Below are 13848 nucleotides of genomic sequence, written 5' to 3'. Positions count from 1 at the left end.
CACTATCTAGATCGGCTCCGCGAGGCGCCGTTCGTGCGGCCGCGGCTGCGGGTCCTGGAAGGCAGCGCGCATTCGTTCATTGCGCAGTTCGCAAAGGACAGGGTCGTCGAGATTGCCGTCCTGTCCGATCTGGTGCGAGATGTCCTGCACGAATTTGCAACGCTCATAGCGGCGTTCCATGAATCTCGCGAGCGTTTTCTCCACGTTCTCACCCTCCGCAATCAACTCCGCCAGCACGACCGCGTCCTCGATCGCCATAGTCGCACCCTGCGATACATGCGGACCAGAGGCATGCGCGGCATCGCCGATTAGCAACACACTGCCGCGGTACCAGGGCGATGGAATGATGACCTCTTCGATCGGACCATAGATGACGCGCGCCGGGTCTTCAATCTGTTCGCGGATCTGTGTGACGAGAGGCGCAGTAAATGATTGCAGGCGTTCGCGCAGCAGGCGTGGAAGCTGATCGGCTTCGAAGCGCGGATTGCCGGGTTCGTTGGTGACCAGGAGGAGATACATCTGGTCCTTGGAGACCGGCATGATCCCCGCTTTAACCCCGACACCGAAATACATGATCTGATGGTCGATCTCAGCAGGCCGGGTGGTCGTAAAACGCCAGACACCGTGGCCCGTGTATTGAGGATCGAACTGACTGCCGAATAGCAGCGTCCGGATCCGCGAGCGGATACCGTCTGCCCCGACGACGAGATCGTATCTTTCCCGCGAGCCATCTGTCAGTGTCACGTCCACCTCGTCGCCGACCTGTTCAAGCGCCTGCACGCTCAACCCCAGCCGAATCCTCGCGCCCACAGCGGTAGCCGTCTCCGTCAGGATGCGGTGCAGCGCCGTGCGCGGCAAACCGTTGACGGCCGGAATATCCGGACTGGCGATCCGCAGCAGCTTCATCCTTGCAATGAACTCGCCGTCACTGTCGTTCATCACGTAGTAGTCGATCTGAAGCCCTTCGGCGAGACAACGCTCCATCAGGCCAAGACCGTTCAACGCACGCAGCGCATTACCGGGTTGGATGATGCCCACACCGTAGACGTTGTGTTCAGACTTGATCTCGACGATTTCAGCCTGAATCCCCCGGCGCCCCAATGCGACGGCCAATGACAGACCGCCGATGCCTCCACCCACAATCAGCACCCGCCTAATCGGCTTCATCATATTTCCTTTCATAGTGTTCAACTGCTGAGGATCTTCATTCATAAATTTGCGAATCATGCGGTCAGTGCAGCTGTGAATCATCGGCAAGTGGTCAGTAGTGGCGACCAGTGCCTTTGCGTCATCCGACCGCGGTCATCGCGTCGCCCGCGATCGTCACCGGCACCGCATCGATCAGGACAAAAGCGATGACACATGGCGTATCACCTCGATTGACCCAGTTGTGAATCGTGCCGCGCTGCACGAGCACATCTCCAGCGCGCAGCATCACGGCCTCATGATCGATTTCCATCGTGATCTCACCCGCGAGCACGATGGCGTAGTCGATCGAATCGGTCCGATGATTGCGCGGCGCGACACCCGGCGCGTATTCGATGACACGGAAGACCGAGCGCCCCTTCATTGCAGTGCCAACGATCTGTTTCGCTCCGTCGCTGGGGTCGTCGTTATCGGCCGGCAACGCCGCCGACCAGATATTGCAGACGGTGGCGCCTGGACGGAAGCTGACAACATCGTTGGACGGTTCGTCGATCAGGATCGTGGCCTCGCCGTTCGGCTTGTGTCCGGTGACTACCCTTCGAATCTGCATCGCCTACTCCTCTCAATCGTTAGTGCTGGGGATGTGGGGAAGCGTCAGATAGGACGCACGAGTCCCGCCGGTCAGAATGCGACTGCTGCCCTGGAAAGTCGCGCCGCCGCGGTCGGATGCATGCTTGTGCAGGATCCGGCCTGGAATGTCGGGGAACTCGAAATCCTTACCCATAATGGTCAACACCAATCGATAGCCCTTCGGAAAAACCATCGATGTTGGCCAGATCTCGACGTCCACTTCGTAGAACTCACCCGGCACCAACGGCTCGACCCGGTCATGAGCGTGGAAGGGACGTAGCGCATTGCTCCGCTGTGGATCGAGCCTGCGATGCGACACGCGAAGCCAGCCGCGCGACACGGGAGACGCTTCGTGCGCACCACTGATGACGAGCTCCTTGCCGGCCGCATCGACGATACGCAAGACGGCAAACAGGTCCATGTCTTCCGTCGATGAAGACACCCAAAGATGGGCCGTGATGAAGCCGGTAAATTCGGTATCGACTGCAAAGGGTGCTGTCGTGAAGCTCACCCCGTCTCCCATGGCGTCGAAGATCGCGCTGCACTCCTCTGCGGGACAATCGGTGGAGAGCATGCCCGACGCGACGTCAAGGTAGTGGCGTGTGGGTTGCGTCGCCGGCAATGGGAACGACGACGCTGTGCGCACCCGGTCGCCTCGTGGATCGCGCACAACGATCCGCACTTCAGGCTCGTTCTGCCAGCCGTTCTGCTCATCGCGCAGAAAATGATTGAAGAAGCGCTTCTGCATGGCGACGTATTCGGGAAGATAAAACCCCTCCCAGTGCTTGCCAACGTGCAGCGAGAGCCACTTCTGCTGCGAACCCGCTCCGAGAAAACCCTCGATGTTCCCGCGTAGATGCATGCCGGGGCCACCCCAGTTGCCGGCCGACAGGACCGGCACCTCGATACGATCGAGCACTGGCGTTCGTTCACGCCACCAGGCGCTATCCAGCGAGTGCCGCAGAATATCGGCGACGTAATCAGTGCGATTGGCAATGAGTTCCTGTTCACTCAATGCATCTTCGCCGGTGACACGCTTGCCGGACTCCCGTTCCCGATGCGGTGAGGCGCCGTTGCCGTGCTGCACGGCGAGACATTGCTTCGGCCACCAGTAGTTAGCGAAGCCGCTGCTCAGGATGCCGCCGTGATGCGTGCTGTCGCGGTAGTAGTCGGTATAACCCTCCCAAGGGCAGATCGCTGCCAGATGTGGCGGCCTTAACGTCGCGACGCGCCACTGCGTCACGGCGTAGTAGGAAATTCCCAGCAAACCGATCTTGCCGTTCGACCAGGGTTGCCGGGCCGCCCATTCGATGGCGTCGTAGTAGTCCACGATCTCGCGCGGCGAGCGAGGATCCAGGTAGCCGGGCGACTTTCCGCTTCCCCTCGAATCGATCTGGATGATCACAAAACCATCCGGAACCCACCGTTCAGGATCCGCTGTTTCCCAGCGGAGATATTTGCCTGTGGATCCGTTGCTGCAGAGGTCCGGATATACGCCGATTAGCTGATCCCATTGCGTCTTGAAGCCGTCCTCGAAATGAAGATCCTTGCCGTATACGCCCTGCGCCATGATCACGGGAAAGTTGCCTTCTGCGTCCGGACGGAATACGTTCGCACGCAAAACGAGCCCATCGCTTACGGGAATGGGAACGTCCTGTTCGAAGATCATGCCGTAGGGATTTTTCTGATCCGGCTCGCTTCGTTCCAATGCTGTTTCTTCAGTCATCCTCATCCTTATCTCCACTTCTTTGCACTGGACCGATGCCTTCATCGGTCGCTGTTCTGAACAGCCCGGAACACGTAGCCCGCCCGGACCGTGGACGACACCAATCGCCCTTGCTTTCGTACAATATATTCCCCACATTGGGAATATGTCAAGACGGTACTCACCTCCTTCGCTAACTGTCCTGCCTCACGGAACAACAGCCTCGACGGCGAAGAGAAATGCGGCTTCCACGGAAGCCTCTGGATTTCAGTTGAAATATTCCTTATTTTGGGAATAAACTGGCGACTGCACGATTCGCTGACAACAGAACTGGAGAACTTGGAATGTCTGATCGACCCGTTTTACTTGGAATCTCAGGAAGTTTGCGTAAGGCCTCGCACTGCACGGCGATCCTGCAGAACATCGTCGGTGCCGCTGAGAGCCGCGCGACACTCGAAATTTTTCCGCTCGACTCTGTGCCCTTGTACAACCAGGATCTCGATAACGGATCGCCTCCCGAGTCGGTGACTGCCCTGCGGCAGGCAATCGAACGCGCGGCAGGTCTGGTGATCGTCACGCCGGAATACAACTACGGCATGTCCGGTGTTCTGAAGAACGCGCTGGACTGGGCGTCCAGACCCTACGGAAAATCAAAGCTGAAGGGGAAAGTTGTGCTGACGCTCTCGGCATCGCCGGCCTTCACGGGAGGTGTGAGAGCACAGGCGCAACTCAACGAAACGCTGCTCTCCAACGCTGCCTTACTCGTATTGCGTCCGCAGATCGTCATCGGTATGGCGCATGAAAAAATACGGGACGGCCGAGTCGTTGATCAGGAAACCACACGATTTCTTTCCGACGGATTAAATGATCTGCTCCGCGATATCGCCGGCAAGACAACAGTCTCCGATCGAGAAGGCTGAGCCGTCCCGTAACAGCTATTCCTTCACCGTGCTTGCGTATCGGTATCTATGGCAAACGTTCGGGATAGCCCCGGCAAAGTCGTCGCCTCAATCGACCCAATGGAGATAACATGAAATTTCTGTCTTACGAGTTCGAAGGCGCTGCCCGTCTAGGGGCGCTCGTTGATGACGGTGTCGTCGACATCGGCAGGCGGCTCGGTGTGAACAGCTTGCGCCAATTGCTCGAGGCCGGGAAGCTCGCGGCGGCGGCTGAACTTGAGGGGGCACAACCCGACCACGCTCTCGGCGATGTGGTCTTCCTGCCGCTTATCCCTGACCCTGCCCATTTCTATTGTGTCGGCGTCAACTATGCGGACCATTTGAAAGAGGTCCAGGATGCCGGCATCGCGCGCCCGAAACCGAAGCACCCATCGCTGTTTCCCCGTTTTCCGGAATCGCTGGTCGCGCATGACCAGCCTCTGCAGATACCCAAGGTATCGGACGAATTCGACTACGAAGCAGAACTGGCCGTGGTCATCGGAAAAGGTGGGCGTTATATCGATGAAGCCGACGCATTGAGCCATGTCGCCGGATATACCTGCTTCAACGACGGCAGTGTGCGCGACTGGCAATATCATTCGAGCCAGGTCACCTCAGGCAAGAATTTCTGGCAAACCGGCGGGCTCGGTCCGTGGCTGGTCACGGCAGACGAGATCCCCGATCCGAGTTGCCTTGACATCAAGCTTTTGCTCAATGGCAAGACCCTTCAGAACAGCAATACCCGTCACCTGATCTTCGATGTCGCGCAAATCATCGCTTATGCGTCGGCACTCATACCGTTAAAACCGGGCGATGTCATTGCCACTGGCACACCATCTGGTGTGGGCTTCTCCCGCACGCCACCGATTTTTATGAAAGCTGGCGACATCTGCGAGGTCCAGATCGAGAAAATTGGTACTTTGCGAAACAAGGTGGAGAAGGCAGTCAGCTAATCCGTTCGCCGCGCAGGCTTCCGCTGAAGCAACGCCATTGTCTCGTAAGGCAACTGGCTGATCGCGAACAGCAATGTCAGACCTGATTTGCACGCGGTCCGGGTAAAATTGCAGGTTGATCCAGCCGGAGGGTTAGTGCGGCTGAACAACCGCACGATTGCATTCTTCGATACGAGCCGGGCCATCATTCTAGTTTTTCCGTGCGTTCCGGCACTTTGATGTCCGCTCGGCATCCATAAGGCACCCTTCGATTGACTGCGACTCAGGTCGTTTCGTCGGACAACTAGCCACTCGATTGATGTTTCCCGGATCATTCATTGCGGGTGGGGCGCAGCGTCAAGCTATGTCTCCGTCCCGCAAGGCTCGTGGCGCCGCCAATTCGCGCCGTCATATTTCAGAACCGCTATCGGAGTAACATGGCGCAATTTCTTGGCGAAGCGGAATGAGATGATTACCAACTACCGAGTCCGGCCGATGACTATAGGTCCGGGAAGAACCTCCGTGATTCTGCTCAGGACGCCACGGCTAGCCTACGACGCAGGGCTGGCGTGGCGTGTGAGCTCTGAGTATTGGCGCCACACGTGAAATCGTATATCAATACGTATATCACTCACTGAACCAAGCAACATATCTACTTATAGTCAACGTATTACGTCATTGATGAAAATCGCCACCTGGAACGTGAATGCCAACGCAATGTTGAGTTGATGTGGCTCACGGGTCGCCTGGCACCGGACTTCAAGACCATAGCTGACTTTCGTCGTGAAAACGGCGTCGGCATTCGCAACGTGTGTCGCCGCTTCGTCCTTCTGTGCCGTGAGCTAAAGCTGTTCTCACAGGCGCTGGTCCCCATAGACGGCAGCAAGTTCAAGGCGGTCAATACGCGCGATCGCAACTTCACCGAGGGTAAGGTCGACAAGCGCCAGAAGCAGATCGAGGAGAGCATCCAGCGGGATCTGAACGCGCTGGAGACGGCCGATCGTACGCAACCTGCTGAGCTGGAAGCGAAGACGACTCGATTGCAAGACAAGATCGCGCGCTTGCGCGAGCAGACGCGAAACCTTGAGCAGATCAAGGAGCAACTCAAGACGGAGCCTGACGGCCAACTCTCGCTGACTGATCCCGACGCGCGCTCCATGGCGACGAGCGGCAAACGCTCGGGAATGGTGGGCTACAACGTGCGGGTGGCCGTTGACGCCAAACACCACCTCATTGTGGCTCACGAGGTTACAAACTCTGGCAGTGACCGGGCGCAGCTTAGCCCCATGGCAAAAGCTGCACGCGACGCGATGGGTAAGACCAGACTGCGGGCAGTCGCCGATCGTGGCTACTACACCGGGACTCAGATCAAGGAGTGTGCCGATGCGGGGATTGCGGTCATGCTCCCGAAGCCGACAACACCAGGTGCGAAATACCGTGGCCGATTCGACAAGGCAGACTTCATCTACAACATGGTGTCAAATACAAAGGATTACGATGTAAATTTTCGACTTGCGAACGATCGGTTGGAGCACCCCAACCCACTCCTCCCTAGTTACGGCTGTTACTCGTCTCCGACGATGCTGGACAAGCGAGGTCCTTGCCCCAATGTCCATCGCAGACACGCCAGCGACAAATCTCGTCTGTGAAGAAGTTGTCCTTGCCGCATTCTCTCAAGCGGGCGGCCAGCGTCGCGTCGGCCTTCACGGACGACCGGGTCGCCTCTGCATCCTGCTTCCCCGTAGCGGGCGGCGTGTAGGGTTTGGTGTGCGAGACGAGCGCGGCAAGCAGGTCCACATCCTGATCGTCCGGCTTGCCCGCATTTTGCGCGGACGGATGTTTTTTGCTCTGCGCGGCAAGCGTCTCATGCCTGGACGTCTTGCTGTCGCGCGCTTCGCGCACGTCCTGCCTCAACGATCTCCTGGCGGCCTTCGCGTCGGCACGTGCGCCACCAGTCGTCTTTTCGGATTTCGCGACCTTCTTGCCGGCTGCGTCCGTCGTGTTCGCCACCTTGTTGGCCGGTGCCGCAGCGGACACCGCGACCTCCTCCGATGCACCGTTCTCGAGCGCGCTCGCAATCCGGCCTGTTGTCTTCGACGCGGCGTTGTCATCGTCGTCCGCGACGATCGAGGCCGCCTGCGAATTCACCGCCGCCTGAGCGCCGGCGACCTGCACTGTCGCGCCGCTCGGAGGCTTCGGCGCTGCAGCGGTATTACCCGCCGCACTCGTCGGATGGCTGAATGCGTCTGCCGCGGTAATTGTTTTATTTGCATTTGCGCCGGCCTGGGCGCTTATTGGCGAACCGGTCGGTGAGTCAGTCCGTGCATCATGGAGATAATGCCAGCCACCCCATGCGGCCGCGCTTGCTATCAAAAGAGAGAGTAGCGCATAGGCCGATTTAGAGCGCCGCGGGCGTACTGGCCCACTTTCCACTCGGCCTTCAAGACTGGCGAGAATTCGCGAGCCATTTGCGTGCTCGCCCTTCTCCTTGCCGGAAAGGAGGCTAGGCGGCGCTTTGGAATTCGACGGGTCCGGCACACTCATTAAAATGTCTCGTTGATACTTGATTAAATTCACCCGGATAATACGCCGTAAGCAGCCTCCGGTGGTTCAATGGACGCCTGATTCTAAAAGCAAGCAATACAAAATACAATGACCATAAATTCCCGGGGCAGATCTTGATCGCAGTTGCAATTTTCGCGTATTTCCTGATTGCTGTCGCAATAGCCGCGCTGTTGTTCTTACCAGGACTGCGATCGGCGGCATTCAGACTTTTATTTCAATGGTTTGACAATCTGCGTATTAGGTTGTCCGCCAGGCGGGCCTTTGCGAAAGACCGGCTGGCTTATTCGGTCAAAATTTCCCGTTCCTCGGTTATCGATGCACATCGGATCGTTGTCGGCAAGCGCTTGCTGATTTTGTCTACCGCGGGTATTCTTGTCGCGCCGCCATTAGTCGCGCTGGTAATGCGAAAGCGTCAATTATTTCAATATGACGAAGACCTGCGCGTTCCCGACGAGAAAATCGCGGCGCTTCTTAACGGCGAGCAACTCGTTCCGCCGCCACCCTTACCACCCGATGTGTTTGCAACACGTGAAGTCGAGCAGGTCCGGCCAGCCCTGAAAGACGCAAGCCGCGACTGGAATTTGCTGGATGCTGATTTTCGGACGCGTTTGTTGCTCGTGTACAAAGTCATGCGCGAACAACATGGATACGAAATGGCGCTACTGGAAGGATATCGAAGCCCGGAGCGCCAGAATAGATTGGCGCAAATGGGGAGCAATATAACGAATGCCGGGGCGTTTCAAAGCTATCACCAATATGGCCTTGCCGCAGATAACGCGTTCTTGCTAAACGGGAAGATTGTAATTTCCGAAAAGGATCCCTGGGCAATGCGGGGTTATCAGTTGTACGGCGAGACTGCCGAATCGGTCGGGTTGACCTGGGGCGGCCGCTGGAAATTGATGGATCTCGGCCATGTCGAGTACCACAAGCCTGGCTTCAAGATCGGGCAGGCGCATTGAACGCTTCACTGGACTCCCTGTTCCAGCGCTCGCTGTTGCGTCGTCGCCATTCGCGCGGTTGCCATGAAAATTTCAAAGACCTGACTGCACTATGCGACGTTTCCTGAACTTGTTGACTCGATCGGGCACGCTGACTATTGTCGGCGCCATTACGCTGGCCGTATTCCTCTTCGTGGTCGCCGACCTGTTCCAGATCGACTGGACCTGGCCCGCCGCGATCTTCGGCGCGGCCGTGTTCTTGTGGTTGCTCTCGTGGGCCTGGAAGCGTCACAAGACGCGGCGTGCCAACGCGAAACTGGGCGACATGCTCGAACAGCAAGCGGAAACCGGCCGAGGGCATGCATCGGCGGACCCGGGCAAGCGAGCCGAGCTGGAAACGCTACGCGCACGCTTGTCGGCGGCTGTCAAAACCATCAAGACGTCGAAAATCGGCCAGGCCTCGGGCGGCGCCGCGCTCTATGAACTGCCGTGGTACATCGTGATCGGCAACCCGGCTGCGGGCAAGAGCAGCGCCGTGTTGAACTCGGGCCTGCAATTCCCGTTCGCGGACAAAAACGATGCCGTGGTCCACGGCATTGGGGGCACGCGCAACTGCGACTGGTTTTTCACGACTGAAGGCATCCTGCTCGATACCGCCGGGCGCTACTCCATTCACGAAGAGGACCGCAGCGAATGGCTCGGTTTTCTCGGCCTGCTCAAGCACTATCGGCCGAAGGCGCCGATCAACGGAATCATCGTGACGGCAAGCATTGCCGAGCTTACCAACAACCGTCCCGAGTTTGCGATCAACCTGGCCAAGAACCTGCGCCAGCGCGTGCAGGAACTGACAGAAAAGCTGGAAGTGTTCGCGCCGGTCTACGTGATGTTCACCAAGGCGGACCTCATCACCGGTTTCACCGAATTTTTCAGCGGCAACGAGAAACAGGAATACGACCGCGTCTGGGGCGCCACCCTGCCCTACGAGCCGGATGAAAAGCGCGACGTGGTGGGCCTCTTCGACACCCGCTTCGATGAACTGCATGAAGGCCTGAAAGAAATCAGCATCGCGCAGATATCGATGAACCGCGGCCTGAAGTTGTCGCCCGGGCAACTGAGCTTTCCGCTTGAATTCTCGGCTATCAAGCCGACCCTGCGCACCTTCCTCGCGACCCTGTTCGAAAACAATCCATTCCAGCACAAGCCTATTTTCCGCGGTTTCTATTTCACCAGTGCGCTACAGGAAGGCGTGACCAGCAGCGCGGCGATACAACGTATTGCGCATCGCTTCGGACTGGAAGGCGAGGGATTGCCCAAAGCGCAAAGCACGTATTCGAAGAACGGTTTTTTCCTGCGCGACCTGTTCTCCAAGGTCATCTTCGCGGATCGCGAGACCGTGCGCCAGTTTGCGAGTCCGATCAAGACCCGCACACGCTACACCGCGTTCTTCGGTTTCGTCGCCGTCTTGGCGCTGTTGCTCGGCGGTTGGACCTGGTCGACAATCGGCAACCAGCAGCTTGCGTCGAATGTCGCAGCCGACCTCGACAAAGTGGTCAAGCTGCAGCAGAACCGAAACGACCTGCAGTCGCGGCTCGAAGCCATGGATATTCTCGAAGACCGCATCGAACAGCTCGACCAGTTCCGGCGTGACCGGCCGCTCTCGGTTTCGCTCGGGCTGTACCAGGGCGATCGTCTCGAACAGAATCTCCTCACCGAGTATTACTTTGGCGTGAAGCAACTGTTGCTCGCGCCGGTATCGGCGAACCTTGCTTCGTTCATGAAGGACGTCAACGCACATCCGGAGCAACTGTCGCCCATGACCCGTCCGCCCGAATCCGGTGCGATGGCGGTGTCCACTGCGAGTGCACGCAACGCAATGGCCGCGGCGAACAATAATGGCGGCCTCTATAACGATGCGTCGCCGTCCAACGTGGAAGACGCCTACAACGCGCTCAAGACCTACCTGATGCTGAGCGACAAGCGGCATGCGGAGACCGCTCATTTGACGGATCAGGTCGCACGTTTCTGGCGTGGCTGGCTGGAGCAGAATCGCGGCAACATGCCTCGCGACGAGATGATCCGCAGCGCCGAGCGCATGCTCACGTTCTATCTGTCGCGCGTCAATGATGACGACTGGCCGATGATCGATTCGAATCTGGCACTCGTCGACCAGACGCGTGAAAACCTTCGTCATGTGGTACGCGGCTTGCCCGCTCGCGAACGTGTCTACGAAGAGATCAAGGCACGTGCCTCCACCCGTTTTGCGCCCATGACCGTTGCACGCATCGTGGGCGAAGACAACAACGGCCTCGTGGCAGGCAGCTATGCCATTCCCGGCACCTTCACCCGTGAAGCTTGGAGCGATTACGTGCAGCCCGCGATCCGCGATGCTGCGACCAAGGAACTGCAGGCAAAGGACTGGGTGCTCAATGTGTCGGCGCACGACGACCTGACGCTCGAAGGCAGCCCGGAGCAGATCCAGAAGGCGCTCGTCGCGATGTACAAGACCGAGTACGCAGCGCAGTGGACCCGCTTCATGCAGGGTGTCGTGGTGCAAAGTTTCGGCAGCTTCGGACAAGCGGTCGATTCGATGAACCGGCTTGGCGATCCGCAGGACTCGCCCATCCGCAAGGTACTGGAAACCGCGTACGAGCAGACTTCGTGGGACAACCCATCGCTTGCCTCCGTCCAGGTCGACCGCGTGAAAGCCGGGGCCATGGAACGGGCGAAAAGCTGGATCACGAACCTGTTCTCGCGCTCGTCCAACGGTGCGATCAACGCCAACATCGACCTCAATGGTCGCCCTGTGCAATTGCCGATGGGTCCGGTCGGGCAGGAGTTCTCAGGGCTCGCACGCATTGTCGTGAAGCATGACAGCGGATCGCTGCTGCAGAACTACATGGACTCGCTCTCGAAGGTTCGAACCCGCTTCAACGTCCTCAAGAACCAGGGCGATCCGGGACCGGGTGCACGCCAGTTGATGCAGCAGACACTCGATGGCAGCGGCTCGGAACTGTCTGACTCACTGAAACTGGTGGATGAACAGATGCTCAACGGTCTCACCGAGTCGCAGCGCAGAGGCTTGCGTCCGCTGCTCGTGCGCCCGCTGATGCAGGCCTATGCGGTGGTCATCCAGCCGGCTTCCGTCGAGGTGAACAAGGTGTGGAACGCGCAGGTTTATCAAACGTTCCAGTCGTCACTCGCCGACAAGTATCCGTTCTCGGCAAACGGCAAGGTGGAGGCAGGAGCCGGCGAAATCGCGCAAGTGTTCGGGCCGGACGGCTCGATCGCGAAGTTCGTGGGGACGACCCTCGGACCGCTCGCGGTACGTCGCGGCGATGCACTGAGCGCGCGAACGTGGGGTGACATGGGTCTCGCGCTGACGCCTGGATTCACGAATGGATTTGCAAGCTGGGTCGCACCGCTTGCGGGCGGCGCATCGAGCGGAGTCGGCGCCGGCGGCGCGGGCTCGGCGGAACCGCAGACGGTGTTCCAGATCCTGCCTCAGCCGAGCTCCGGTACGACCGAATTCACCTTCGAGATCGATGGCCAGCAATTGCGCTATCGCAACACGCCGCCGCAGTGGACCAACTTCGTGTGGCCGAATCCGCAGGGAACGCCCGGCGCGCATTTGAGCGCAACCACGTTCGACGGCCGCACGGTGGAATTGGTCAACGAGCCGGGCCGCTACGGCCTCGAGAAGCTGATCAACGCGGCACAACGCAAGCGCCGTCCTGACGGCACCTTCGATCTCACCTGGACCCAGGGCAGCGTGTCGATCTCGGTGAGCATGCGGATCATCAGTTCGGCGCAGGCGGCCGGCGCCGGTGGCGGCAGCAGCAGTGGCAACAGCGGAGATCAGCCACAGCGTCAGAGCCTGCGCGGTTTGCAACTGCCTTCATCGGTAGCGGACGTTGCAGCCGCGGCGGCCAGAACGGCGGTGCCCGTGGCGCCGGCCGGATCCAGACAAACTGCTGCCGCGACATCGGCTAATGGAGACACGCAATGACGCAGACCGTACAGGCGCAGGTCGCGTACTTCGGCAAGATTCCATCGCGCGGCGACTTCGTGAAGAGCGCGAACAATCCGCAGTTGCTGAACACGCTCGACCGATATGTGGCGCAAGGCATGGAACTGCTCGCGGAAGATCCGCGCTGGAAGATCGTCTATGACGAAGCCAAGCCGGTTCACTTCGCCTTTCTCGGCTCGCAGAGCAAGCTCGCCATTGCCGGCCACATGGTGACGAGCCATGACCAGTCGCGGCGCCGCTTTCCGTTCCTCGCGGCGGCTGCGCTTGAAGTCGATCGGCCGCTGAGCTTCTTGCCGCGTAGTCCCCTCGCCTTCGCGCGACTGTGGTCGCGTATCGCGACGCAGATGCAGCCGCTGCTCGGCGACATCGAGCCGCCCGGTGCCTTGCAGGCGCTGGGAGAAACACAGATTGCCGTCGATATAGATTCGCAGCGCAACCCGCACGACGGCACCTTCGCCGATTTTGTCGAGCATCAGACGCTCGCAGGTCTTGAGCAGATGCTGCTCGCGAACGGTCATCCGGTGCGCCTGCGCGGCGCGATGCTCGCGCTCGGGTCGCTGCTCAAGCCGGTGATGGCAAGCGGCTCGTCGCATCTCGAACGCGGCCTGACGCTGCCGTTGCCGAATGATCCGTTCTATCGGAGTCTGGTTGCTGCGCTCTGGCTCGAACTGATCGCGCCGTTTGTCTCGCAGGCCGACTTCGAACTGGCGATCTTCATTGGCACGATTGCTTCGCGTGAGCGGCTGGTGGTCGGCTTCAACGGCGCTTCGGCGAAAACGCTGCACAGTATTGTCGATCCACAGGTATATGCGTCCCATAACATCGATATCGACGATCCCGAGTGGATCGACGCACATGCACAGAACGATCATGGCATCAGCAAGCTCGTCAGTTATCTCGATCAACCGCAACTCTCGCTGCGTGTCGCTATCGACACGTTCCGCGAAGTTTTCATCGGAGCTTGAGC

9 protein-coding genes and 1 pseudogene are annotated in these 13848 nt (G+C 59.0%); 6 read left to right on the top strand and 4 right to left on the bottom strand.

The features are described 5' to 3' along the window. Window positions 1–6: 6 nt before the first annotated feature. From AWB69_RS25865 to AWB69_RS25855, 3 genes are all read right to left on the bottom strand, one after another. Complete coding sequence (locus AWB69_RS25865) at window positions 7–1170, bottom strand: FAD-dependent monooxygenase (protein ID WP_197500321.1); 1164 nt, start codon at window positions 1168–1170, stop codon at window positions 7–9. Between the two features lie 118 nt (window positions 1171–1288). After that, window positions 1289–1756, bottom strand: coding sequence for a cupin domain-containing protein (locus AWB69_RS25860; protein ID WP_062089674.1), 468 nt, complete (start codon window positions 1754–1756; stop codon window positions 1289–1291). Window positions 1757–1768: 12 nt separating this feature from the next. Beyond that, the gene (locus AWB69_RS25855; RefSeq protein WP_231937229.1) at window positions 1769–3502 is read right to left on the bottom strand and encodes a CocE/NonD family hydrolase; all 1734 of its coding nucleotides are present in this window, start codon (window positions 3500–3502) and stop codon (window positions 1769–1771) included. Window positions 3503–3825: 323 nt separating this feature from the next. Here AWB69_RS25855 and AWB69_RS25850 point away from each other — a divergent pair, with 323 nt between their 5' ends. The 3 genes and pseudogenes from AWB69_RS25850 to AWB69_RS25835 all read left to right on the top strand — a co-directional run. Then, complete coding sequence (locus AWB69_RS25850; RefSeq protein ID WP_062089673.1) at window positions 3826–4401, top strand: NADPH-dependent FMN reductase; 576 nt, start codon at window positions 3826–3828, stop codon at window positions 4399–4401. Between the two features lie 200 nt (window positions 4402–4601). Beyond that, window positions 4602–5372, top strand: coding sequence for a fumarylacetoacetate hydrolase family protein (locus AWB69_RS25845; protein WP_331712692.1), 771 nt, complete (start codon window positions 4602–4604; stop codon window positions 5370–5372). A gap of 656 nt (window positions 5373–6028) precedes the next feature. Beyond that, window positions 6029–6835 (top strand): annotated as a pseudogene (locus AWB69_RS25835) (transposase); the annotation flags it as partial. 67 nt (window positions 6836–6902) lie between these two features. On the opposite strand, the gene AWB69_RS25830 reads toward AWB69_RS25835, so the two are convergent. After that, window positions 6903–7895 (bottom strand): hypothetical protein, encoded by a 993-nt coding sequence (locus AWB69_RS25830; protein ID WP_062089670.1) that lies wholly within the window; start codon window positions 7893–7895, stop codon window positions 6903–6905. A gap of 134 nt (window positions 7896–8029) precedes the next feature. On the opposite strand from AWB69_RS25830, the gene AWB69_RS25825 reads away from it, so the two are divergent. The 3 genes from AWB69_RS25825 to tagF all read left to right on the top strand — a co-directional run bounded on the left by AWB69_RS25825 (window position 8030) and on the right by tagF (window position 13846). Next, window positions 8030–8875: a M15 family metallopeptidase gene (locus AWB69_RS25825; protein ID WP_062089669.1), complete on the top strand. Its 846-nt coding sequence runs from the start codon at window positions 8030–8032 to the stop codon at window positions 8873–8875. Between the two features lie 91 nt (window positions 8876–8966). Next, the gene (gene tssM / locus AWB69_RS25820; protein ID WP_062089668.1) at window positions 8967–12860 is read left to right on the top strand and encodes a type VI secretion system membrane subunit TssM; all 3894 of its coding nucleotides are present in this window, start codon (window positions 8967–8969) and stop codon (window positions 12858–12860) included. Continuing rightward, entirely contained in the window at window positions 12857–13846 is a 990-nt protein-coding gene (tagF, locus tag AWB69_RS25815) for a type VI secretion system-associated protein TagF (protein ID WP_062089667.1), read from the top strand. The genes tssM and tagF overlap by 4 nt, the downstream gene beginning before the upstream one ends. The last annotated feature ends 2 nt before the right edge of the window (window positions 13847–13848 follow it).

It is taken from the genome of Caballeronia udeis, from assembly GCF_001544555.2.
GTDB classification, from domain to species: Bacteria; Pseudomonadota; Gammaproteobacteria; order Burkholderiales; family Burkholderiaceae; genus Caballeronia; species Caballeronia udeis.
The sequence above is the reverse complement of the archived record's forward strand: the minus strand, read 5'-3'. Positions and strand labels throughout refer to the sequence as shown.